The sequence below is a fragment of the Marinihelvus fidelis genome, assembly GCF_008725655.1.
GTDB lineage: Bacteria > Pseudomonadota > Gammaproteobacteria > Xanthomonadales > SZUA-36 > Marinihelvus > Marinihelvus fidelis.
Window position 1 is genome coordinate 484125 of sequence record NZ_VYXP01000005.1, and the last position, 23028, is coordinate 507152.

Below are 23028 nucleotides of genomic sequence, written 5' to 3' on the forward strand. Positions count from 1 at the left end.
TCCGGGCGAAAATACCGGCTACATTCCGCTGCGTTCTTCGGTCAGCCGCGCCTCCAGGGCCTCGCTGAACCGGTCTGCGAGACCAGCGCATTCCGAGGGGTTGAGGAACGGGTTCACCGAGGGGTCATTGGCCCGGGCTTCCAGCTTGGCGGTCATATCGAAATAAAACGGATGTGGCGACACCAACACGCCACAGTCGAATTCGCGCAAAAACCGGGTGCTCGCTTCCAGCATGTCGGCCGTGGTTTTTCCGCCGAATTCGTCAACGGGCGCGGAGAACCGGAAGCCCTCCGCGGATACGGGCCCCAGGCTGTCCGCGTAAACCAGGTTGACGCACTCGCCCGCCTCGCAGGATTGCCAGAACCAGCTGCTGCTGCCTGGCGCGTGTCCGGGTGTCCACCGGTGCGTCAACACAAGATCGCCGACGCGCACGGTTCCGCCGTCAGCCACGACGTGCACGTCGTCAATTGGGGGGAAGCCGTTCTCCGGCGCGTAGCCAGCCTGCGGGTCGTATGGCCTGACGGCGCCGGAACGCAATGATTCCGCGGCAATGTGGCTCGCAACAACGTTGGCGCCGCTGGCGCGCTGCAATGCGGCAATGCCACCGGCATGGTCGAAATGGGCATGCGAGTTCAGGATGACCTTCACGTCGCCAAGCCGGTAACCCAGGCTGCTGATATTTTCGGCAATCAGCGGCGCCGACTGGGTCAGGCCGCCATCGAGCAGAACGAGAGCATCGCTACCATCATCATTCCGGGCTGTAACCAGCAGTGCCGCCAGACCCGAGGTGCCCACATACCAGGTGTTGCCGTGCACTCGAAACGGCTCGATGGGCTCGTTCCATCCCTCGCAGGCCCTGCAGTCATGATCCGGGTCGGGCGCCAAAGCGTTGTCGGCGCCCCAGCCCACCGGCAGGTAGCACGCGGTCGCCAGGACCAGCAGGGTTGCCGCGTGGCGTGGACGCATCATGATTCCGGCTTCTCCAGTTCAGGCTTCGGCGACGTGGTCGTCACCAGTTTGGCCGGCCAGGCCGATTTCGGCACAACCTTGGGTGTTTCCGGGTCGGTCTCGTAGGCCGGCGACATGATCTGGATATCGTTCTCATTGAACACGTCCTGGATGTTCTGGAAAAGCTGCGTGGTCACGCGCGGCCGGGTCGCCGGGTCGTCAATCAGCACATTCAGCTCGTAGGTAATGGCGAAATCGCCCAGCGCTTTCTGGTTGACGAATGGCGCCGGGTCGAAGCGCAGTCCTTCCGTGCGGTAAGCGGCTTCAACCAGCATGGCTTCCACCATGCGCCACGAGGTGTCGTAGCCAATACCGATTTCCGGGTGCAGCAACACCCCGGGGGAGTCCCCGGAATTGCTGTAGTTGATGACATTGGCATTCAGGATCACCGAGTTGGGAATCGTGACGCACTCGTTCTTGCGGGTGCGCAGGCGCATGACCATCATGCGCATTTCTTCCACCTTGCCTTCTTCATCGCCGATCCGAACCCAGTCACCTTCACGGTAAGCGCCGCGGTAAGTCATCGACAGGCCGGCGATCATGTTGGAAATAAACGAGGTCGAGCCCAGTGATACGACCACGCCCAGGAACAGCGAAACACCCTTGAAGGCGGCGGACTCCGAGCCCGGAATGTACGGGTAGGCGATGACCAGCGAGAACGCGATGACCATCAAGCGTACGAGCTTGTAGGTCGGCATGGCCCAGTCGTTGTCGAAGTTGGGCAGCACGATCTGTTTGCGGCCGATGGCCTGGAAGAACAACCGCAGGAACCGCAGCACACCACGCACGACCAGGAACAGGATGAACAGGAAGAACAGGTCAGGCAGCGAAGCGACGACGCTGCGGCCCATGCTCAGCAACGGGGTGGTGACCATCTCCAGCAGCCACTTGGCCGCGCCCCGCGTCCACGGGAAGACGCCCAGCACCGAGTCGATGTAAGTGAAAACAAGGACGGCCAGCACCAGCACGTAGGAACCCTTCAGCAGGCCGTCGAACAGGCCCCACAGGTGCTGGCGGTTCAGCAGGCGCTTCGACTTTCGCTCCAGTTCGCGAATGCCCGCCGAAATCTTGCGTTCCATGACCTTGTTGAGCCAACGCTTGAGCCGCCCCAGCACCCAGACCAGGGCCACCAGTGCCAGGGTCAGCCCGGCCAGGTAGAGTGCCGACATTCTCAGGGCGTCCGGCGTCCGGTCTTCGCGATACTGCTCAATGGCTTTCGCCACGCGTTCCCTGGCCGCCCGCGCCAGGACTTCCAGTGGAACCTGCTCGGTTGCGGAATCGGCCTGCACCAGGGTGACCAGGTCGACATCCCCGGCCCGCAGGATCAGGTGGCCATCGCGCTTGACGGTCTCAATCGTACTGACATCAAAACTCTCGTCCCTGGCCGCATTGATGATATTCCGGCGGATCCTGGCCGCACGTACATCGGCTGGAAAGGCCGTGATACCACGCACATGGAACAGGATCTGGCCGTCGACGCGTACGGGCGCCGTATCCAGGCGGGCACTCTCGGCGCCTGGGTCAGAATGCGTTGCAGCGCCTGACTGGGCCCAGCCGGCGAAAGGCAAAACCATGCCGAACAGCAGCAGCGAAAGCAGGAAACTGCGGCGTGGCAGACGCAAGGGCAGGTGGTCAGTCATGGTGATCAGGCTCCGGATCGATGCATGAATCGTAATTTATGACTCTGACGGATGCCATATCCGCTTATCATCCGGGCATGCCCGAGATCGCCCGATACAGCCATGCCCTGCAAACAAAGCCGTTCAGCATCTGTGCCGACCTGGCGCTGGACCGTCATGTCGGGGCGGGAGAATTGCGGCGCCAGCTGGCTGTCCTGAAGCCCTGGGTGGACGCCGTCGGTGTGCCCGACGCGCATGACGGCAGGCTGCAGATGTCCGCGCAGGCCGCGGCGGTGCTGGCGCTGGCCGAAGGCATCGACCCGGTGGTCCGGCTGACTGGCCGTGACCGCAACCGCATCGCCCTGGAAAACGACCTGTTTGGCCTGGGTGCGCTGGGGGTCGAGTCGGTGGTGCTGACGCGCGGCGAAGCGCTGCCCCCCGACTATCGTCCGGCCACGCGGCATGTGTTCGAGCTTAGCGGTGAAGACCTGGTCACCACGGCCCACCAGCTGGGTGAAGACGACAGTGTCGCGCTGGGCCGGCCGTTCTGCCTGGGCACCGCGGCCACCGTGTTCGCGCCCAAAGCCGACTGGCGGCCCACCGCGCTGGCGGCCCGGGTTGATGCCGGCGTGCGGTTCATCCAGACTCAGCCGTGCTTCAATTACCGGGTGCTGAAGCGCTGGATGGCGCACCTGGTGGAGGCGCGCCTGACCTGGCGCTGCGCGGTGATCGTCAGCCTGGTGATTCCACATACCGTGGAAGCCGCCCGGCAACTGCGGGGCCAGCTTCCCAGGGCGCTGATGTCCGACCGTATTGAAAACCGGATGTCGGCCGCCCCTGATCCCGCCGCCGAGGCCGTCGCGCTGGGTGCGGAGAAACTGGCCGGACTGCGTGAAATCCCCGGCGTCAGCGGCGTTGCGCTGACGACCCCGGGGCCGGTCGAGCTGCTGGCGCGGGTGATCGAGACGGCCGGTGTTCCGGTGGCAGGTAGTCGAAAATGAACGTGATCCGGTCGTCGGCGCCCTTGTTCGCCACGCTGTGGTTCAGCTGGTTGTTGATTTCGTAGGCGCGACCCGGCTGCAGTCGGTGGGGCCGGCCGTCGATCATGAAGCGCACCCGCGGGTTGGTGGTAATGGGCACATGGATGCGGTGGCCCACGTGGAATGAGGGGTGCGTGTCGCTGTGCGGCGGGATGCGTCCACCCGCCAGCAGCTTGGCCGCCATGGCGCGGATGATGGTGCCGCCGGGCGGATAGTGTCGCGCGATGATGTCATGCATCACCGGGATGGCCACGTCCGCCAGCCGGTCCCAGCCGGGCTCCTTGTGCAGCTCGATGGCCGGCCAGGGCTCCAGGTTGATGAACACCATGACGATGGACTGCGTCAGCCGGTGCACGTCGAACACTTTCTGGCGGTGCTCCTGCTCCAGCCAGGCGGCCGGCTCCTGCGCCAGGATGGCCGCGCGCAGCGGCCCGATGTCGATGTCGCCCAGGTCGCGCAGGCGATCGCCGATGTTCATGCCAGCAACGGACCCTAGTTGAAGTACTTGCGGAAATTGATCCCGAACGTGCGCGGCGCCAGTACCGTGGCGCGGGTCTGCGTGTAGCGCTCGCTGTAGAACAGTTGTGCGTACTCGTTGAAGGCGTTGTTCAGGAACAGCGACGCCGCCCAGCCGTCTGCCTCCAGGCCGAAACTGACGTTCAGCAGGTCGTACGACGGCGTTTCCCGCACGCCGGTCTGCACGGCGCTGGACTGGATGCCGTCCAGCGAGTTCAGCGACGAGCCGTTGTAGCTCCAGGTGCCCAGCAGGTAAGGGCTGGCGCCCCACAGCGAGCCATCGAAGTTGAAGCGGCCGGTCAGGCTGTACTTCCACTCCGGCATCAGCGGCAGGCGGGTGCCCTTCGAAATGGGCTGTTCTTCCTCGCTGCCTTCCCACAGGATCGCGTCCTCGGACAGCTCCGAATCGTTGTAGCCCAGCGTGCCGCTGAGCGTGAACTGGTCGGTCACGGCCCAGCTGAAATCGGCCTCGATGCCGTTGATCTCGGCCTGTGGGAAATTAATGATGCCCACGGTGAACAGCGTCGGGTCCGGGTCTTCGGCCTGGATCTGGATGTCGTCCCAGATCATGTGATAGAAGGTCGCGTTCAGCGTCAGGCGGCCACCCAGCAGGGTGTTCTTGGAGCCGATTTCGAAGTTCTCCAGCGAATCGGACTCGTACGAACCGAACTCACCGGTGGCGGCGAACACCGAACCGCGCCGGCCCCCGTTACCACCGCCGCGGCGGAAGCCTTCGGAGTAGGTGGCGTACACCATGTTCTCGTCGGACCAGAACCAGGTGGCGTTGAGCTTGGGCACGAAGCCGGACTCCGACGAGTCGGCGTAGATGTCGGCGAAGCACAGGTCGAAACCGTCCTGCGGCACGCCGCCGTCCTGCCAGGCCAGGCGGTCATCCTCGGTGCCACAATTCACGGCCCGGCCCGGCGGGTCGATCAGCGCGCCCTGCACCAGGGTGCGCTCGGTGTCGATGTCGTACCAGCGCCCACCCACGGTGACCGAGAAGTTGTCGGTGATGTTGAACAGGAACTCGCCGAAGATGGCGGCCGAGGTCAGCTCGTTTTCGTAGATGCCGGTCCACCAGTTGTCGGACGGCTGGCCCAGCGTGCCGAAATAGTAGTACTGCAGGTAGCTGAGATAGGTGAACGCACCGGAGCAGCCGGGAGCGGCGGCGTAATAGTCGTTGCAGTTGTCGCCCTGGCCGTACACGGTGGTGATGGCCGGCGAGCGCGGCTGTTTCGTCTTGTTGTAGAACCCGCCCACCAGCGCCGACCAGCGGCCGGACAGCTCATCGGTAGTCGCCAGGCGGATCTCCAACGTGTCGCGCTTGCCGTCATTGCGCTCAGAGATAAAGCCGTTGGGGTCGCCACCCCAGTCGTAGATGGTGGCGTACGGGTTGTAATAGGCGCGCAGGTAGTCGTTGATCTCCTGGAAGCCCTGCAGGTAGGTGGTCGCGTCCACAGTGTGGTGGGCATCGCGCTCGAAGTGCGAGCCGGTGGCGGTCAGCACGCCCCAGCCCAGGTCGCCTTCCAGCGTCAGCGCCAGCTGGCTCCACTCGTCGTCGAAGGTCTCGGGGTTGAAGCGCACCTGCTCCCATTTGCCAATGCCGCGGCCTTCCCAGTACTTTTCATCCAGGTCGGCGTCGCCGATGCCGTCCTGCTCGGTCTTCTGGTAGATGCCCTGGAAATCCAGCGTCCAGGCCTCGCCCAGTTCCCAGCGCAACGCCGCGCGGGCGCCGTAAATGTCGACGCCATTGACGTCCTTATCGGCCACGTGGGCATTGTCAAAGGTGCCGCGCGGGCTGTCGCTGAGCACATTGTCGACGTAGCCGGCTTCGTGGGCGGAAAAGCCCACCAGGCGCAGCGCCATGTTGTCGCCGATGCCGAAATTCATCATCGCGTTGGCGTCGTAGCCGGCTTCGCCGCCGTCGACCTTGGTGCCGGTGATGTCCACCCAGGCCTCGTTCTCGCCCACCTTGGGCTTGTTGGTGATGATGCGCAGCGTGCCGCACTGCGAGGCATCGCCAAAGGTGGTGCCCTGCGGCCCTGCCAGCGCCTCGACGCGCTCGATATCCACCAGCCGCGGGTCCGGGTTGAAGCCGGCCGAGGTGATCGGCTGCTCGTCCAGGTACACGCCGGTGGTGGGGTTATCGCCAAAGGCGAAACCGGAAATGGCGCAGCCGCGCATGATGACATTCGTGCCGCCCGGCTCGACGCGGCCGAAGGTCAGGCTGGGGATCTGGCTGAAGTAGTCGTCGAGTTGCTTGAAGCCCTGCGTGCGGATGGTCTCCTCGCCCAGCGCCGTGATCGAGACCGGGACATCCTGCAGGCTCAGCTCGCCACGCTTGGTGCCGGTGACAATGACTTCCTCGAGCACGTTGAACTGCACCGTGTCGTCGTCGCCATCGACCTGGGCATGGGCGGTGGGCAGGCCCGCGCAGACGGCGGATACCGTTGCGCCGAGTGTGCCCAGGGGAAATCGCTGTCGGCTTTGCGGTTCGTTGGCCATGCGCGCTGGCTCCTTGGGTTCTTGTTAACGATCCGGGGTGGGCGGGCTGCCATGGTTATCATGCCATAATTCCCCGCGGGCTCCAGAGCGGTTATTCCTGCCATGTCGATCGTCGCCATCACCTCACTGACGCGGGCCGCGCCGCCCGGTGATTCCCACGGCGCGGTGCACCTGCTGGACCTGGAGGGCGGCCGCGCGGCCCGGGTACTGGACTGGCGGCGCCCCGATATCGACTTTTCCGGCGCGCGCGGTGGTCGCGGGTTCTCCGGCCTGGCCTGCCTGGGCGACACCGCCTGGGCCAGCAGTGGCGATGAACTGTTCGCGTTTTCACCTGCATTCGAGTTGCTCGAGGTATACCGCAACCCCTACCTGGAAGCCGCGCGTGGCGTTTACGCCCATGACGGGGAGCTATACGTGGTCTCATCCGCGCTCGACGCGGTGCTGCGTTTCGACCCGGCCGAGGGCCGGTTCACCTGGGGGCTGCAACTGGTGGACGACGATGCCGGCCTGCGCGGCGTGCCGTTTGACCCGGGTGCGACGACCGGGCCGTCGCGGTCATCGGCGCTGAAGCTCGACAGCGTGTTTGCGGACGCGCGCGGCCTGTTCGTGGCCGGTGCGCTGAGCCTGGGGCTGCTGTATTTCGACGGTCGCGGCATTCACCGGCCGGTCACCTTGCCGGAGGGTGCAACAGACGCCCGGCCCTGGGCCGACGGCGTCCTGTTCAACGACCACGATGCCGGCGCCGCCCGCTTTCTCACACCATCACACAATCGCGTGTTCGCTGCGCCCGTCGATCCCGCCGCCGACGGCAACCCGCACCCCGGTGGCCTGGCCGTCATCGGCCCAAACCGATTCGTATCCGGCACCACCCCACTCACCGTCTGCGTCCACAACGTAGAAACCATGCAAACCGAACAGCGCTACATCCTCTCCGAAGACCCCAACGAAACCATCACCGCCATCACCCCCTGGCCCTTCAAGAATTAGCCTTTGTCCGTCACGCGTCACGCGTCACGCGTCACGCGTCACGCGTCACGCGTCACGCGTCACCCGTCACCCAAAGCCTCGTAGCGGCTATAGCGCGGCAACACCGGCGCCAGCACCTCCAGCAGTTCGTCCAGGTGATGGGCGTAACGGCGCCAGCGATGGATGGAGCCGGTGTACAGCGGCGTCCTGACCTGCTCGGAACTGGCCGTCCGCACCGGTCGGTCGGTTTCCCAGAAGCGGGCGCAGGCGGGCTCGAAGGGGAGTTCGCAGTAGGCCAGCAGGCGCTCGAGCTGCGCGTCGAAGTCGGTGACCACGTCCTCGTACTGGACCGTCAGCACACGGCCCGGCAGGACCTCGTGCCAGTGGTCCATCATGCGCTGGTATTCGAGCCAGTACTCACCGATGTCGGCCATGTCGTAGGTAAAGCTCTGGCCGCGCGCAAACAGCTGGCGGTAACCGCTCAGGCAGGCATCGACCGGGTAGCGGCGCGCGTCGATGATCTTTGCGTTCGGCAGGATGGAATGGATCAGGCCGATGGCCGGAAAGTTGTTCGGCATCTTGTCGACGAACCGTGGCCGGCCCTGGGTGCGGTGGATGTCCGCCAGTGCCAGGTACTCGCGCCCCAGTGCGGCGAGTGCGTCGTCGTCCAGGTCTTGGATGGCCTGCGGGTAATGGGTGCCGTCGGCGCGGCCGTCGCCCATACGGTGGCTGATCACGCCGATATAGGGCAGTTCAGCCGTGCCTTCCACCTGGCTGTGGCTGCACAGGATCTGTTCCAGCAGCGTCGAGCCGGACCGCGGCAGGCCGACGATAAAGATCGGCGCCGGGTCGTCGTGGCCGGCGCCGGCGCGACGCTCGAACCCGTCGCGGTCAAAGACCTCGATCAGCGTGTCGTTGAGTACCTCGGTGCGCACCGGGTCGTAGCTCTCGTGCTCTCGTTGGCGCTCGTTGCCGGCCCGGTACAGCGGCCAGGCACGTTCGATTTCGCCCCGGTCCTCCCAGGCCTTGGCCAGGGCGAACTCGAAGTTGACCCGTGACTGCGTGTCCAGCGGTTCGCCGGCATCGGCGGCGGCCAGTTGCGCCTCGATGGTGGCGATGTCGTCGTCATCCAGCCGGTAGGTCTTCAGGTTGGCCAGGCTCCACCAGGTTTCACCATTGCCCGGTTTCAGGCGAATGCACTCCCGGTAGGCATTGATGGCCTCGGCCTGCTGGCCAGCGGTTTTCAGCGTATGGCCCAGGCCCAGCCAGGCGGCGGCGTGGTTGGGGCGTAACTCGACCACGCGGCGGTAGGCGGCGACCGCGTCGTGGGTGCGCGCCGCCGGTGCCAGCACGGAGCCCAGCAGGAAATGCGCCTGGTGGTGATCCGGCGCCAGCTGCACCGCGTGGTCCAGCTCGGTGATGGCGTCCTCCAGGCGGTGCTGCTCCTTCAGCAGGCGGCCCAGGTCCAGTCTCGCCTCTACCCAGTCCGGCGCCAGCGCCACGACCCGGCGCAGGCGCTGTTCGGCCTGCGCCGGGCGGCCGGCATGGGCCGCGCAGGCCGCCAGGCCCCGCAGCGCGTTAACGTCGTCCGGCTGGGCGCGCAGCACGTCGCGGTAACAGGTCTCTGCGTCCCGCCAGCGGCCGTCGCGTTGGTGCTCGGCCGCCAGTGCCAGCGCCTTGCGGGCCGGATTCAGCGCGAATGAGCGCTCGAAGGCGGCATCGGCCTCGGCGCCCTGGCCCAGTTGCGCCCGGCAGCGGCCCAGCTGGAACCAGGCGTCTTCTTCACCAGGCGCCAGTTCCACGGCTTTCTCCAGCGCCGCGATGGCCTCGCGAGCGCGGCCGGTCTCGGCCAGCAGCCGGCCCAGGTCCGACCAGGGCTTGGCGAAGCCGGGTGCGAGTTCCGTGCTGCGACGCAACCATTGCTCGGCCTCCGCGGGCTTGCGGGCCTTGATCAGCGTGGCGCCCAGAAGGGCGGTCATGTTCACGTCGTCACCGTTGCGGGCCACCGCGGCGCGGCAGATGGACTCCGCCTGGGTGAGCCGGCCGGCGTTGATGTGCTCAACCACTTCGAACAGCGTGCTGCGGGTCGCAAATGGTGATGTCATGGCGTGGCCGTCAGCCGCCGGGCCCGCCGCCAGGTGCGGGTGATACCAAAGGCGTGACCGGGCGCCATCATCGGTTCGATGTCGGCTTCGTGGCGACGCCACTTCTGCGGGTCCGGCGCGGATTGCGTGTAGCGCGAATGCGGCAATCCCCCGCGGATATGCGCCAGGGCCTGGTCGTCCATCGCCAGGCCGGCGAACGTGGCAATGCGGCGTATCGTCCGCTCGGGATGGCGGACCAGGTCGGTGTAGTCGCAGGCGATCCAGCGGTCTGCGGGCAGCGGCGCCAGGTCGTCCATAATGGTCCGGTTGGCCTCGGTCCATTGCCAGCCGCAGATCTCCGCCACCGGCCGGCCCGATAGCGCGGCCCAGCCGGGGGGCAGCAGCAATGACCACGGCGGCCCGTCCCAGCCCTCCAGGCGGGGATAGGTCACGAATCGCCCGGATGACCAGGCCTCGAGCATGCTGGCGATATTGGGCCGCGGTTCGCGTGCCAGGTAGAGATAGCGCGCGTTGGGCAGTACGCGGTCCAGGAACGGCACGCGCAGGGCATTCTTGGGTGTCTTCTCAAGGAATACGAACTGGCCGGCCCGTATCGGCTGCCCCTCGCGATCCTTCAGCCGTTCCGCAAATAGCCGCCGCAGCGCGCCACGGATGGCTGGCGTGGCGTCATCGGCCAGCAGCCGGTTGGATGCCCGGTCGCCCGCGCCCGGGCGCAGCGCGGCCAACCCCTCGATCACGCCGTGACTCTCGCCGCCGATGGTCACCACGCCGGGCAGCCGGGACAGGGTCTCGAACAAAAGGGTGCTGCCGGAGCGCGGCGCGGCCAGGATGACCAGCGCGCTGTCGAGCGAGGCCTCGGCGGCGCCCGTCACCACGGGGCCGGCTTCAGTCGACGCGCCACTCACGCGGGTCGACCCGGTAGTAGCTGGACATCACTTCGAACAGCTCGGCATGGTGTTTGGCCATCTGCCGCGGCTTTTCGAAGAAGGTCTCGGTGGCCACGGCGAAGAATTCGGCCGGGTTGGTGGCGCCGTACTCGTCGATCAGCGATCGCTTGCCGCGGCGGATGCTGTCGTGCAGCGCTTCGAATTCCCGTGAGAATACCTGCGCCCAGCTGCGGTAGCTGGACGCGCCCGCCAGCAGCGGCGCACCGTCGGTGGCGCCGGTCTCGTCGTCGAGCTGGTGGGCGAACTCGTGCAGCACGACGTTCTGGCCGTCGACGAAATTCTGCGCGCCGCGCAGCACCGAGTCCCAGGCCAGGATGACCTTGCCGTTGCCCCAGGACTCGCCCAGCAGGTCCCGCGGCGCATCATCGACCACGCCGGCGTCGTCCATATCATCGTGCTCAACGATAAAAGCACTGGGGTAGACGATGATCCAGCGCAGTTCCGGATACACCCCGGAGTTGCGGTTCAGGATCAGCATGCAGGCCTCGGCCGCGATGGTCAGCCGGATTTCATCGGTGATCTCCAGCCCACCGGCGCCCTCGAAGTGCTTCTGGTGCAGGAACTGCTTGATCAGCCGCCGCAGCTGCAGGCGAAGCGGCATCGGCAGGTTGCGATAGACCTGGATGTTGCGCTCCAGGATATCGACCCATTCCTGCGGAAACGGCGCGGCGATGGCGCGTTTCAGCCGCCAGCTGGGGATCATCACCGCCAGCGCGATGCCGGCCACGCCAAGAAAGAGAAGGAGCCACGGATTCATCCGCGCAGTATGCCGTTCGCGCGCCATGAATGCAGCCCGTGCGCTACACTGTTTCGCGCGGCCCGGGCGGGCCGGCAAGACACCAAGGAGCGCCCGCGTGCATGGCCCCAGTCCCAGTAACCCGCACCCCATGGCGGGGTTTCCCCAGGTTTGCTTTATCGCCAACACGGTCAGGAACCCCAACATCATCATCGGTGACTACACGTACTACGATGATCCTGACGGTGCAGAGAACTTCGAGCGCAACGTGCTGTATCACTTCCCGTTTGTCGGCGACAAGCTGGTGATCGGCAAGTTCTGCGCAATCGCACGCGGGGTACGGTTCATCATGAACGGCGCAAACCACAAGCTTTCCGGTATCTCCACCTATCCCTTCCAGATTTTCGGCAACGGCTGGGAAAAGGTCACGCCGCAACCGGGTGAGCTGCCCTACAAGGGCGACACGGTGGTCGGCAATGATGTCTGGATCGGCTACGAGAGCGTGATCATGCCCGGGGTCAACATCGGTAATGGCGCGATCGTATCCGCCAGGTCAGTGGTGGTATCCGATGTGCCGCCCTACACCATCGTGGGCGGCAACCCCGCCAGGCCGATCCGCCAGCGATTCGACGCGGCTACGGTCGATGTGCTCAACGACATGGCCTGGTGGAACTGGCCGATTGAAAAGATCACCCGTTGCCTGGACCGCATCGTGTCCGGCGACGTGGACGCACTGGAGCGTTGCGCATGACCGGGATTGAGTTGTCCCGCGACGACACCGAACGGGTGGTCGAGGCGATCAAGCAGTATTTCAGCGACGAGCTGGACCGGGACATCGGCGGCTTCGAGGCCGAGTTCCTGATCGACTTCTTTGCCCGACAGATTGGCCCGCATTTCTACAATCGCGGCCTTGCCGATGCCTACGCCCTGTTTTCCGAGAAGGCGGATGAACTGGGTTACCTGGTCCAGGAACTGGAGAAACCGCCCGCATGAGTGCCTACCAGCTGGCCCAACTGAACATCGCGCACCTGCTCGCGCCCATCGATTCCCCGAATTTGGCCGATTTCGTCGCCAACTTGGACCGCATCAATGCGCTGGCGGAGGCCTCGCCGGGTTTCGTCTGGCGGCTGCAGACGGACGACGGTGACGCCACGGCGATCCGTGATTTCGGCGCGGACTACATCGTTAACCTGTCGGTCTGGGCCGATGTGGCGTCGCTGTTCGAGTTTGTTTACCGCTCCGCCCACGCGCCCATCATGGCGCGCCGCAAGGAGTGGTTTGGCCGCATGGAGAACGCCTACACGGTGTTGTGGTGGGTCGAGGCGGGTCATCGCCCCGGCACCGCCGAGGCCCGCGAGCGGCTGGACCTGCTGGAACGTGAAGGGCCTGGGCCCGATGCGTTCACGTTCAAGCGTGCCTTTCCCATGCCGGGGGCAAGCGGGTGATTGTCACCGGCCAGGCGGACATCGACGGCATCCAGGCCGCCGGCCGGGTGGTGGCGCAGGTGCGCGAAGCCATGCTGGCGGCGGTTGAGCCGGGCATGACCACCGCCGAACTGGATCGGCTGGGTGCCGACATGCTGGAGCGGCTGGGTGCGCAATCCGCGCCACGGGTGATGTATGACTTTCCGGGCGCCACCTGCATCAGCGTCAACGAGGAAGCGGCGCACGGCATTCCCGGCGAGCGGGTGTTCGCGCCCGGGGACGTGGTCAACGTGGATGTCTCGGCGGAGCTGGGCGGTTACTTCGCGGATACCGGTGGAACCACGGTGGTGCCGCCGGTCTCCGACCTGAAGGCCAGGCTGTGCGCGGCCACGCGCGAGGCGCTGGAGCGCGCGATCAATCAGGTCAGCGCGGGCGCGCCGATCAACGGCATCGGCCGGGCGATCGAGCGCACGGCCCGCAACAATGGCTTCCGCACCATCCGCAACCTGGCCGGCCACGGTATCGGCCGCAGCCTGCACGAGGAGCCTGACGGGATCGTCAGCTACTACGAGCGGCGCGACCGGCGCCGGCTCGAGTACGGCCAGGTCATTGCCGTCGAGCCCTTCCTGTCGACCCGCAGCACGCTGGTCATCGAGGCCGAGGATGGCTGGACGCTGATCAGCGCAATGGACAACCTCTCAGCCCAGTTCGAACACACCATGATCGTCACCAAGGGCGCCCCGATCGTAGTAACTCGCCACGAGTAACAACTATCCCGTAACGCGTAACGCGTAACGCGTAACGCGTAACGCGTCACCCGTCACCCGTCAGTGTTCCCACTCGTCCTCGAGCCAGTTGGCGGATTCGCCGTTCCAGCTAACTTCGTGCTTGACGTCGTTGTCATCGGCGCCAAAGAACTCGTAGATCACCAGGCCATCGGCCTGGATGCTTTCGATGATGCGGCCGGGCACGAAGCCGGTGGCGGCATCGGCCAGCGCGGCGGCGACGGCTGATGGCACATCTGTCGTGGAAATGTCACGCTGGGTCTCGACCACGGCCCACTGGCCGTCGACCTGGGTGATGTCGAACTCGATTTCGCCGTTCGGGCCTTCGCCCTCGATGTCCCAGTAGGCCTTGCCATTGCGGGTCTCAAACTCGGCTTCATTGAACGTGACGCCGGGCCCGGCGGCGGTCGCAACGGCCATGACGTCCGCGGGCACGTCGGCGAGTCCGACGTCTTCCTTGCCGGAGGCATCGACATCGGCGATGGCGTTGTGGGCAAGGGCCAGGCCGGCCAGCAGGCCGGCAGTCAGCAGGGTTTTGTTCATGACAGCATCTCCGGAATCCACAAGGTGAAGCCAGGCACGAAGGTGACCAGCAAAATGGCGCCCAGGTGCGCCAGGTAGAACGGCCAGATGGTGCGCATGATCGCTTCCATCTTCGTTTCGCCCACGGCGCAGCCGACAAACAGCGCGGTGCCCACGGGCGGGGTGATCAGGCCGACGCCCAGGTTCATGATCAGCATGACGCCAAACTGGTGCGGGTCCATGCCGAAGTGCTGTGCAATCGGCAGGAAGATGGGCGTGGCGATGATGATCAGCGGCGCCATATCCATGACCGCGCCCAGGATCAGCAGCGCGGCATTGATCATCAGCAGCGCGACGATCTTGTTGTCCGTCACGCTGGACATGAACTCCGCCACCGCTGCAGGCGCGTCGCTAACGGCCAGCACCCAGCCGAATGCGCTCGCGGCAGCGATCAGGAACAGCACCGAGGCCACCGTGCGGGTGGCGTTCGAGGTGATCTTCCAGAAGCTCTTGATGCCCAGTTCACGGTAGACCCAGAAGCCGATGGCCAGGCCGTAGACCACGGCGATGGCGGACGCTTCGGTCGGCGTGAAGATGCCCAGTCGGATGCCGCCGACGATGATCAGGATCATCAGCAGGCCGGGTGTCGCGGCCAGCAGGCTGTCGCCGATCATGGCCCAGCCTTCGAAGGCGGTCGTGGCATAGCCGCGTTTGCGCGCCACGGCATAGGCGGCAACCATCAGCAATGCCGCGGTGACAAAGCCGGGCAGGATGCCGCCAAGAAACAGCGTGCCCACCGACACACCACCACCCGCCGCGATGGCGTAGATGATCATGTTGTGGCTGGGCGGAATCATCAGGCCCAGGGTGGAGGCCGAGACGGTGACATTCACCGCGTAGTCGGCGTCGTAGCCTTGTTCCTTCATCTTCGGGATCAGCACGCCGCCCACCGCCGAAACACCGGCGATGGCCGAGCCGGAGATGCCGCCGAACAGTAGGCTAGTCAGTACGTTCACCTGGCCCAGGCCGCCACGCCAGTGGCCGACCAGCGCCCGGGCGAATCGCACCATTCGCTCCGACGCGCCGCCATGCAGCATGATCTCGCCGGAGTAGATGAAGAACGGAATGGCGATAAGCGCGAACACGTTCACGCCGGCGAAGATGCGTTGCAGCACCACCAGCGGTGACAGGTCGAGGAAGAAAATCGCGGCCAGCGAGGACAACGCCAGGCAGAACGAGATCGGCATGCCGATCAGCAGCAGCACCGCGAAGGTGACGAGAAGGACGGTGAGGGTCATGGGGTGTTTCTCCAGGCCCGCACCAGCGCTTGCGCGCTGAAGGCCACGATCAGGGCGCCGGACACGGGGAACGGCCAGTAATTCACGCTGGTGGACACGCCCAGCGTCGGGATGGTCCAGGCCTGGACCAGCTGGGCCATCTTCGCGCCGTAGACCAGCATGATCAGGCCGAAGCCCAGCACCAGCAGGTGGCAGACCACCCAGGCGGCTTCACGCAGCTTGACCGGAAAACGGTCGCGGAAGTAGGTGAGCGCGATGTGGCGACCTTCCTTGACGGCAATGGCGCCGCCCAGCAGCGTCAGGTAGACCATCAGCACACCGGCCAGCTGCTCGGACCACTTGGGCGTGTTGTTAAGAATGAAGCGGCCGAAAATCTGCCAGCTGATGATCACGGTCATCACCACCATCAGCGCGGTGCAGAAGAACTGGGTGACGGCGGCGGCGCCGTTCAGCAGCCGGCCGACGGGCCCCGGGGCGCGGTCCAGCGGCCGTGGTTCGGTCGGGTCGTTTGGCACGTCAGTCATCGGGGGTCTCCTGGATGCGGCGCACAAGGTCGGCGAGCACCGGGTCGGAAGCGTGCTTCTCGTACACCGGCTGGACGGCCTCGATAAAGGGGGTCTTGTCGATGTCATCGACGATGGTGTTGCCGGCAGCGATGATGCGCTCACGCGCGTCGGCCACGCGCAGGTCCCACAGGCGTCGCATCTCGTCGATGGACTCCTCGGCGGCCTGGCGAACCCAACCCTGTTGCTCCGGCGTCAGCTTGTCCCAGGTCAGTTTCGACATCACCAGGGCTTCCGGCACCATGGAGTGCTGGGTCAGGCTGTAGACGCGGGCGACCTCGAAATGCCGCGTGCTGGAATACGACGGCCAGTTGTTCTCGGCGCCGTCGATGGTGCCATTGCGCAGGGCCTCGTAGACCTGGCCAAACTCCATTGGCGTGGCGTTGCCGCCCAGGTCCTCGACCATCGCGACCGCCACGTCCGAGTTCTGCACGCGGATGCGCAGGCCGGTCATGTCTTCCGGGGTGCGAATGGCGGTGTCCGGCGTGTAGAACGAGCGCACGCCGGAATCGTAGAAGGCCAGGCCGACCAGGCCATACGGCGCCATCGCGTCGAGGATCTCGCGGCCGATGGGGCCACGCAGGACCTTGTCGCGGTGTTCCACCGAGCGAAAGATGAACGGCAGCGACAGCACGTTGGTTTCGGTGACCACGTTGTTCAGCACCGGGATATTGATGCGATTGATATCAATCGCACCGAACACCGTCTGCTCCACCGTGTCGCGCTCTTCGCCCAGCTGGCGGCCGTAGTAGACGCGAATGTCGAACTCGCCGCCTGACAACGCCTCCAGGCGGTCGCTCATGTAGCGCACCGCTTCCACGGTCGGGTAGTCGGTTGGGTGGATGTCCGCCGAACGGAAAGTGCGGGCCTCGGTGGCCGGGACCGCCAGGGCAAGTAGCGACGCCGCCAGGGCGCCGTGAGCCAGATGTCGCAGGTTCATGGAATCCCCTATCGGGCCAGCCAGCCACCGTCGACGGCGATCACCGTGCCGTTGACGTAGTCGGATGCGCTGGACGCCAGGTAGACGGCCGCGCCGCCCAGGTCCTCGGGAGAGCCCCAGCGGCCGGTCGGGATGCGATCCAGGATTTGCTGGTTCCGCACCGGGTCAGCCTGTAGCGCCTGGGTGTTGTCGGTGGCCATGTAGCCGGGAGCAATACCGTTGACGTTGATGCCCTTGGCCGCCCACTCGTTGCACAGCGCGCGGATCAGGCCCAGCAGGCCGCTCTTGCTGGCCGTGTAGGACGGCACCGTGATACCGCCCTGGTAGGACAGCATCGACACCGTGTTGATAATCTTGCCGCCGCCGTTGTCGACCATGAAGCGCGCCGCGGCCTGCGACAGCATGAACGGCGTACGCAGGTTCAGGCCCATGACGTCGTCCCAGTCCTTGGCGCTGAAGTCGATGGCCGGGTGGCGGCGAATGGTGCCGGCGTTGTTCACCAGGATATTGACCGCGCCCAGGGCGTCGATGGCCTCGGCGATGACGTCGTCGGCGCAGCTGCCGTCGGTCAGGTCGGCGGACACGGCATGGAAGCGGCGGCCCAGGGCCTCCACCTTGGCGCCGGTCTCTTCAGCCGCGCCGCGCGACACCGCGACGATGTCAGCGCCGGCCTCGGCCAGTGCGACGGCCATACCCTGGCCCAGGCCCTTGTTGGCGCCGGTGACGACGGCGACCTTGCCGTCGAGATTAAACATGGAAAGCATTCGGATGACTCCTTGGATTACTTAAGCTGGCAAATGTCGAGGACGTTCATGTCGGTGTAGTCCAGGTTCTCACCGCCCATGGCCCAGATAAAACTGTAGTTGCGCGTGCCGGATCCCATGTGGATCGACCAGGGCGGTGAAATGACCGCCTCGCTGTCGCGCATGATGATGTGGCGCGCCTTGTCCGGCTCGCCCATGAAATGAAATACGCGGTCGTCTTCGCCCAGCCCGAAGTAGAAATACACCTCGGAGCGGCGGTCGTGCAGGTGCGGGGGCATCGTGTTCCAGACACTGCCCGGTTTCAGGATCGTCAGCCCCAGCAACAACTGGCAGGACTGGCAGGTCTCCGGCACGACGTACTTGTAGATGGTCCGCTCGTTGGACGTCTCCAGCGCGCCCAGTTCGACCGGCACCGCCTTGTCGATGGAGATCTTGACGATGTCGAAGGCGTGATGCGCCGGGGTCGAGGCCAGGTAGAAGCGGGCGGGGTTATCCGCGTCCCGGGACGCGAACGTGACCTGCTTGCTGCCCATCGGAATATACAAGCCGTCACGCGGCTGCATGACGAATGCCTCACCGTCGACCGTGATAACGCCTTCACCTTCGCCCACGTTGATGGCGCCCAGCTCGCGGCGCTCCAGGAAGGGCTGGCCGGCCACCGGCTCGACCTGGTCAGGGAGCGACAGCGGCGTATCCATCGGGGCCGCGCCGCCAATGACCATGCGCTCGTTGTGGGTATAGTTCAGCGCGAGCCTGCCGTCGGTGAACAGGTTGTTGACCAGGTAGCGATCGCGCAGTTGCTGGTTGCTGGCCCCCTCCATCATGTCCGGGTGGGTGGCCTGGTACGTCTTGTCAAACACGTCTGTGACTCCTTGGTCGGGTCAGGTGGCCGCGCACCGGGGAGCCGGCGCGGCCAGGCGTGGGTTCCCGGGTGTCCGTGTTGCACGGGCGACCAATGGGGAAACCGGTGTCATTCTAAACAGCCTCCGCATCGCCCGCAAATCCTTGCGCCGGCAACCCGTCAGGGCGGCGGCGCGGTGGACTCGCGCACGACCAGCTCAGGTGTAAAGCTGACGTAGCGGTGCACGCTGGCTGCAGGGTCGCTCAACAACAATTGCCCCGCCGCCTTGCCCATTTCACGGATCGGCATGCGCACCGTGGTCAGGCGCGGCCAGACCCTCGAGGCGATGGGCGTGTCGTCGTAACCGACAATGGAAAAGTCTTCCGGTACGCGGATGCCGGCCTGGCGGGCGGCCTGGTAGGCACCAACGGCCATCTCGTCATTGCCGCAGAACACCGCGGTCGGGCGGTTGTCCATGGCCAGCAGTTCGCTGGCGCATTCGAAGCCGGTCTCGTAGGTGTAGCCGCCTTCCAGCACCAGGCCGGAATCAAGCCGGATACCGTATTCGCTCAGGCCCAGCTCGAAACCGCGGAATCGCTCATGCGATGAGCGGAACGACAACGGACCGCGGATATGGGCAATGCGCTTGTGGCCCAGATCGGCGATATGGTGCGCGGCTTTCTCGGCGCCCTCGCTGTCGTGCGTCTTCACCGTGTTCTGCGGCGTGTCCATGATCACGGATGCAATGCGTACGTAGCGGCAGTTGTTCTCCTGCAGCATGTCCACCAGTTCCTGGTCCTCGGACACCGACGGCGGCAGGATGGCGCCGAAAAATCGCTGTTGCTTGATAAACCGGCGGATCGATTCGAAATAGCCCTCCTCGTTGCGGTCACAAGGGCGAATCACCAGTTGCTGGTCGCTGGCTTCCAGCGCATCCAGCACACCCCTTTGCATGCTGACGATGTACTGCGGGCTGGGGTTGTCATAGATCATGGCCACCAGGTAGGACTTTCGCAGCGCCAGCGCGCGGGCCTCGGGGTGAGGTGTGTAGCCATGTTCCTCGATCACGGCCTGCACCTTTTCACGCGTGGCGGGCCGGACCTTGGGCGAGTCGTTGATGACGCGCGAGACGGTTTTCTTGGATACGCCGGCGAGCCGGGCGATATCGTTGATCGTGACCTTGCCGCCCGGCTTGATCATCGGAATCCGGCCGGCGTCCGCCGCCCCCGCGGGTGGGTTATGTTTTTCGCTTTGTTCATGAGCTAAGACCTGTTTTTTTATTGTGTTTTCCGGGACATTGCGACCAACAGCGCTGTCAATGTCTCCCGAGCCATCATAATGCAACCATTGGGATTCGCCCAGCCTGCGTTGATCGTGCTCGATTTTCGGCCAGTTCGGCGGGTGGCACCGTCGTCACGTGGGTGCCGGGCGGCACATTTTCCGGCGCGCGGCGAGGTGCAGGTGGTGGTTTGTCCGTAACCAATTGATAGATATGACGATGTGTAATTTTTGGCTGGTGATATATCGCCAAAATGAGGATAGTGCTTGCAAATGACACCGGTATCCCATAGCCTGAAAACACAGCGAGCGCAGGAAAGCGCTCCGAAACGACAACCACCACAGAGTGGAAACGGAATTTAAGGGCTCATGACTATCGCTAACGACATTGGCGGCATCGCCTCATCATTCGTCAGTGCTCGGCAGAACGCCAGGGCGCTGGAAGGTTACCCGGGTGAGATCCCCGCGGACATCGACACCAGCTACCGCATCCAGGACCAGGCCATTGAGCTGTGGCCGGATCGTGTTGTCGGCTGGAAGGTCGGCGGCTTGAATGCCGAAAATACGGCGCGGTTTGGTGTTTCCCGCCTGGTTGGCCCCATCTTCGCGAGCGATGTCTGGGCTGCCAATGGCGACACCCCGGTGCCGTTCCCCGTATTTGACGGCGGCTTTGCCGCGGTCGAGGCCGAGCTGGTCTTGGTGCTGGGTGAAGACGCGCCGGCCGACAAGCTCAGCTGGACCTCCGAGGAGGCCGCGGCGCTGGTGTCGCGGGTGCACATGGGCATCGAGACGGCGGGCAGCCCGCTGGCGACCATTAACGAACTGGGCCCCACGGTCATCATTTCCGACTTCGGCAATAACCATGGCCTGATCCTGGGCGCCGAGATCCCCGGCGGTGTCAACGTGCTGGATGAAGGCATGCACTGCAGCACGACGATCGACGGTGAGAACGCCGGCAGCAACAACATTCCGGTGCGCCCGGAAGGCCCGCTGGAATCACTGCGCGTGCTCCTGGAAGTCAACGCCCGCCGCGGCCGTCCGCTTAAGGCAGGCGACCTGGTGTCCAGTGGCGCCCAGACCGGTATTCATGATGTCAGCGCCGGCCAGTCTGCGGTGTCGACCTTTGGCGACTACGGCAGCATTCATTGCGTGGCGACGCCGGCGAAGGACGGCCAGGGCTGATATCGCCCGGGACGCGGCCCGGCCGCTGTCCCCAGCACGGTTTACAAGGAACGGCCCGGGGCAATGTTTGCCCGGAATGGGAGGCTTGGCATGTGGTCTCCGCTCCAACGCATCCAGGTAGATATCCTGGGCCGTTTTTTTTCTGGCGCCCTGCCAGTTCCAAAAACAACTCAAACAATCGTATTCATTCGGTTCGTTACTGGTTTACCAACCGCTACAATATTGGTTTGAACCCGAGGTACACCACTTTGAGCATCGAAGACAAACTCCTGCAAACGCCCGTTATCCCACTGGTGCAGGCCAGCGACCCCGAGGTCGCAATCCGCACCTCCAAGGCCCTGGTTGACGGCGGCCTGGACGTTATCGAAGTGGTGATGCGAACCCCTGAAGCCCTGGATTGCATGGCCGCGATCGTTGAGGCCCTGCCGGACGCCATCGTCGGTGCCGGCACGGTTCTGAGTGCTGGCCAGGCGGGCAGCGCGCTCGAGGCGGGCGCCAAGTTCATCGTTTCACCCGGCCTGAACGAGGGCGTGGTCGAGGCTTCGCGCACCGGTGGCGTGCCGGTCTATCCCGGCGTCAACACGCCCAGCGAGGTGCAGACGGCCTGGAACCTGGGTCTGCGCACCCTGAAATTCTTCCCCGCCGGCCTGGCGGGCGGTACGCCCATGCTCAAGGCGCTGGGCTCCGTGTTCCGTGATGTGAAATTCATTCCTACCGGTGGCGTATCCGCGTCCAACCTGGGCGAATACCTTGCGGTGAGCTCCGTGCTTGCCTGTGGGGGCAGCTGGCTGACGCCGGCCGACGAAATCGCCGCCGGCAACTACGATGCCGTGACCACCCTGGCCCGGGAAGCGGCCGGCATCGCCCAATCCGCTCGAGGTTAACCCGATCATGGCTAATTACCTTACTTTTGGTGAAATCATGCTGCGGCTGAAAACGCCGGGGCACGAACGCTTCTTCCAGTCACCCGCTTTTGAAGCCACGTTTGGTGGCGGTGAAGCCAACGTGGCGGTTGCGCTATGCAACTATGGCTTTGACGCCGGTTTTATCTCCGCGTTGCCGGACAACGATATTGGTGAAGCGGCCATCCGCGAACTGCGCTACTTCGGCGTGGACACGTCCAACGTGGCCCGCCAGGGTGACCGTGTCGGCATCTACTACCTGGAAACCGGCGCCAACCAGCGTGCCACCAAGGTGGTCTACGACCGCGATCGTTCCTCCATCTGCGAGGCCCAGCCGGGCGATTTCGACTTCGCGAAAATCTTTGAAGGCGTGCGCTGGCTGCACATCACCGGCATCACGCCGGCGCTGAGCCAGAGTGCGGCGGACCTGTCTCTGGAGTGCGTGAAGGCCGCCAAGGCCGCCGGCGTGATCGTCAGCTGTGACTTCAACTTCCGCGGCAAGCTGTGGAAGTACGGCAAGAGTGCGCCGGAAGTGATGCGCGAACTGGTGAAGTACGTGGACGTGGGCATCGCCAACGAGGAAGACTGCCAGAAGTCGCTGGGTATTGAAGTGGACGTGGACGTCAGCACCGGCGAGCTGGATACCGCCAAGTACGAGGCGCTGAGCGCCAAGGTGCTGGAGGAGTACCCGGACATGTCGACCATCGCCATCACGCTGCGTGAATCGAAGAGCGCCGACCGCAACGGCTGGTCCGCCTGCCTGCGCGACAAGGACGGCTTCAAGCTGTCGCGGCACTACGAGATCACCGACATAATCGACCGCGTCGGCGGTGGCGACAGCTTCGCCAGTGCGCTGATCGCCGGCCTGGAGCGCTACGAGGACCGCCAGCAGTCGCTGGAGTTTGCGGTGGCGGCCAGCTGCCTGAAGCACTCCATCAACGGTGACTTCAACCGCGTCAGCGTGGCCGAGGTCGAGGGCCTGATGAAAGGCTCCGGAAGCGGTCGCGTCCAGCGCTAAGCAGAAAGCTGGGGGGTCAGAGTGGGGTCAGAGTTGAACCCGAGTCTTGACTCAGGTTCAACTCTGACC

The 23028-nt window shown here is 64.9% G+C and carries 23 protein-coding genes; 9 read left to right on the forward strand and 14 right to left on the reverse strand.

Annotated features, from left to right (window positions below; all coding sequences use genetic code 11):
- Window positions 1-18: 18 nt before the first annotated feature.
- Window positions 19-969, reverse strand: coding sequence for a subclass B3 metallo-beta-lactamase (gene bla / locus F3N42_RS10140; RefSeq protein WP_150864338.1), 951 nt, complete (start codon window positions 967-969; stop codon window positions 19-21).
- Window positions 966-2648, reverse strand: a complete 1683-nt coding sequence (locus F3N42_RS10145; protein ID WP_150864339.1) for a mechanosensitive ion channel family protein — start codon at window positions 2646-2648, stop codon at window positions 966-968. The genes bla and F3N42_RS10145 overlap by 4 nt, the downstream gene beginning before the upstream one ends.
- 77 nt (window positions 2649-2725) lie before the next feature.
- On the opposite strand from F3N42_RS10145, the gene F3N42_RS10150 reads away from it, so the two are divergent.
- Window positions 2726-3628 carry a methylenetetrahydrofolate reductase gene (locus tag F3N42_RS10150; protein ID WP_191621349.1) on the forward strand — a complete coding sequence of 301 codons (903 nt, stop codon included), beginning with the start codon at window positions 2726-2728 and terminating at the stop codon, window positions 3626-3628.
- On the opposite strand, the gene F3N42_RS10155 is transcribed toward F3N42_RS10150, so the two are convergent.
- Complete coding sequence (locus F3N42_RS10155; RefSeq protein ID WP_150864341.1) at window positions 3534-4145, reverse strand: aspartyl/asparaginyl beta-hydroxylase domain-containing protein; 612 nt, start codon at window positions 4143-4145, stop codon at window positions 3534-3536. The genes F3N42_RS10150 and F3N42_RS10155 overlap by 95 nt on opposite strands.
- Window positions 4146-4159: 14 nt before the next feature.
- Complete coding sequence (locus F3N42_RS10160) at window positions 4160-6688, reverse strand: TonB-dependent receptor (RefSeq protein ID WP_150864342.1); 2529 nt, start codon at window positions 6686-6688, stop codon at window positions 4160-4162.
- A gap of 102 nt (window positions 6689-6790) precedes the next feature.
- Here F3N42_RS10160 and F3N42_RS10165 point away from each other — a divergent pair, with 102 nt between their 5' ends.
- The gene (locus tag F3N42_RS10165; protein ID WP_150864343.1) at window positions 6791-7675 is read left to right on the forward strand and encodes a hypothetical protein; all 885 of its coding nucleotides are present in this window, start codon (window positions 6791-6793) and stop codon (window positions 7673-7675) included.
- Between the two features lie 59 nt (window positions 7676-7734).
- On the opposite strand, the gene F3N42_RS10170 is transcribed toward F3N42_RS10165, so the two are convergent.
- The 3 genes from F3N42_RS10170 to F3N42_RS10180 are packed head-to-tail and all read right to left on the reverse strand — an operon-like array spanning window position 7735 to window position 11463.
- Window positions 7735-9759: a tetratricopeptide repeat-containing sulfotransferase family protein gene (locus F3N42_RS10170; protein ID WP_150864344.1), complete on the reverse strand. Its 2025-nt coding sequence runs from the start codon at window positions 9757-9759 to the stop codon at window positions 7735-7737.
- On the reverse strand, window positions 9756-10664 hold the full coding sequence (locus F3N42_RS10175) for a sulfotransferase family protein (RefSeq protein ID WP_150864345.1): 909 nt from the start codon (window positions 10662-10664) through the stop codon (window positions 9756-9758). The genes F3N42_RS10170 and F3N42_RS10175 overlap by 4 nt, the downstream gene beginning before the upstream one ends.
- Entirely contained in the window at window positions 10645-11463 is an 819-nt protein-coding gene (locus tag F3N42_RS10180; RefSeq protein ID WP_150864346.1) for a M90 family metallopeptidase, read from the reverse strand. Before F3N42_RS10180 ends, F3N42_RS10175 begins: the two co-directional genes overlap by 20 nt.
- A gap of 97 nt (window positions 11464-11560) precedes the next feature.
- Here F3N42_RS10180 and F3N42_RS10185 point away from each other — a divergent pair, with 97 nt between their 5' ends.
- The 4 genes from F3N42_RS10185 to map are packed head-to-tail and all read left to right on the forward strand — an operon-like array spanning window position 11561 to window position 13633.
- On the forward strand, window positions 11561-12193 hold the full coding sequence (locus F3N42_RS10185; protein WP_150864347.1) for a Vat family streptogramin A O-acetyltransferase: 633 nt from the start codon (window positions 11561-11563) through the stop codon (window positions 12191-12193).
- The gene (locus F3N42_RS10190; RefSeq protein ID WP_150864348.1) at window positions 12190-12435 is read left to right on the forward strand and encodes a DUF2164 domain-containing protein; all 246 of its coding nucleotides are present in this window, start codon (window positions 12190-12192) and stop codon (window positions 12433-12435) included. Before F3N42_RS10185 ends, F3N42_RS10190 begins: the two co-directional genes overlap by 4 nt.
- Window positions 12432-12887 carry a DUF3291 domain-containing protein gene (locus F3N42_RS10195; protein WP_150864349.1) on the forward strand — a complete coding sequence of 152 codons (456 nt, stop codon included), beginning with the start codon at window positions 12432-12434 and terminating at the stop codon, window positions 12885-12887. The genes F3N42_RS10190 and F3N42_RS10195 overlap by 4 nt, the downstream gene beginning before the upstream one ends.
- On the forward strand, window positions 12884-13633 hold the full coding sequence (map, locus tag F3N42_RS10200; protein ID WP_150864350.1) for a type I methionyl aminopeptidase: 750 nt from the start codon (window positions 12884-12886) through the stop codon (window positions 13631-13633). The genes F3N42_RS10195 and map overlap by 4 nt, the downstream gene beginning before the upstream one ends.
- 60 nt (window positions 13634-13693) lie before the next feature.
- Here the strand turns inward: map and F3N42_RS10205 are convergent, their stop codons facing one another.
- The 7 genes from F3N42_RS10205 to F3N42_RS10235 form a co-directional block, all read right to left on the reverse strand.
- A complete protein-coding gene (locus F3N42_RS10205; protein ID WP_150864351.1) occupies window positions 13694-14194 on the reverse strand; it encodes a hypothetical protein in 501 nt (166 codons plus the stop codon).
- Window positions 14191-15471, reverse strand: coding sequence for a TRAP transporter large permease (locus tag F3N42_RS10210; RefSeq protein WP_150864352.1), 1281 nt, complete (start codon window positions 15469-15471; stop codon window positions 14191-14193). Before F3N42_RS10210 ends, F3N42_RS10205 begins: the two co-directional genes overlap by 4 nt.
- Complete coding sequence (locus tag F3N42_RS10215) at window positions 15468-15995, reverse strand: TRAP transporter small permease (RefSeq protein WP_191621350.1); 528 nt, start codon at window positions 15993-15995, stop codon at window positions 15468-15470. Before F3N42_RS10215 ends, F3N42_RS10210 begins: the two co-directional genes overlap by 4 nt.
- The gene (locus tag F3N42_RS10220) at window positions 15988-16974 is read right to left on the reverse strand and encodes a TRAP transporter substrate-binding protein (RefSeq protein ID WP_150864354.1); all 987 of its coding nucleotides are present in this window, start codon (window positions 16972-16974) and stop codon (window positions 15988-15990) included. Before F3N42_RS10220 ends, F3N42_RS10215 begins: the two co-directional genes overlap by 8 nt.
- An 8-nt stretch (window positions 16975-16982) precedes the next feature.
- The gene (kduD, locus tag F3N42_RS10225; RefSeq protein ID WP_150864355.1) at window positions 16983-17738 is read right to left on the reverse strand and encodes a 2-dehydro-3-deoxy-D-gluconate 5-dehydrogenase KduD; all 756 of its coding nucleotides are present in this window, start codon (window positions 17736-17738) and stop codon (window positions 16983-16985) included.
- 17 nt (window positions 17739-17755) lie between these two features.
- Window positions 17756-18598: a 5-dehydro-4-deoxy-D-glucuronate isomerase gene (gene kduI / locus F3N42_RS10230; RefSeq protein WP_150864356.1), complete on the reverse strand. Its 843-nt coding sequence runs from the start codon at window positions 18596-18598 to the stop codon at window positions 17756-17758.
- Window positions 18599-18759: 161 nt separating this feature from the next.
- Window positions 18760-19779, reverse strand: coding sequence for a LacI family DNA-binding transcriptional regulator (locus F3N42_RS10235; protein WP_150864357.1), 1020 nt, complete (start codon window positions 19777-19779; stop codon window positions 18760-18762).
- 447 nt (window positions 19780-20226) lie between these two features.
- On the opposite strand from F3N42_RS10235, the gene F3N42_RS10240 reads away from it, so the two are divergent.
- The 3 genes from F3N42_RS10240 (at window position 20227) to F3N42_RS10250 (ending at window position 22959) form a co-directional block, all read left to right on the forward strand.
- Entirely contained in the window at window positions 20227-21039 is an 813-nt protein-coding gene (locus tag F3N42_RS10240; protein WP_150864358.1) for a 2-keto-4-pentenoate hydratase, read from the forward strand.
- Between the two features lie 248 nt (window positions 21040-21287).
- Window positions 21288-21923, forward strand: coding sequence for a bifunctional 4-hydroxy-2-oxoglutarate aldolase/2-dehydro-3-deoxy-phosphogluconate aldolase (locus tag F3N42_RS10245; RefSeq protein WP_224784842.1), 636 nt, complete (start codon window positions 21288-21290; stop codon window positions 21921-21923).
- A 7-nt stretch (window positions 21924-21930) separates the two neighbouring features.
- Window positions 21931-22959: a sugar kinase gene (locus tag F3N42_RS10250; protein WP_150864359.1), complete on the forward strand. Its 1029-nt coding sequence runs from the start codon at window positions 21931-21933 to the stop codon at window positions 22957-22959.
- The last annotated feature ends 69 nt before the right edge of the window (window positions 22960-23028 follow it).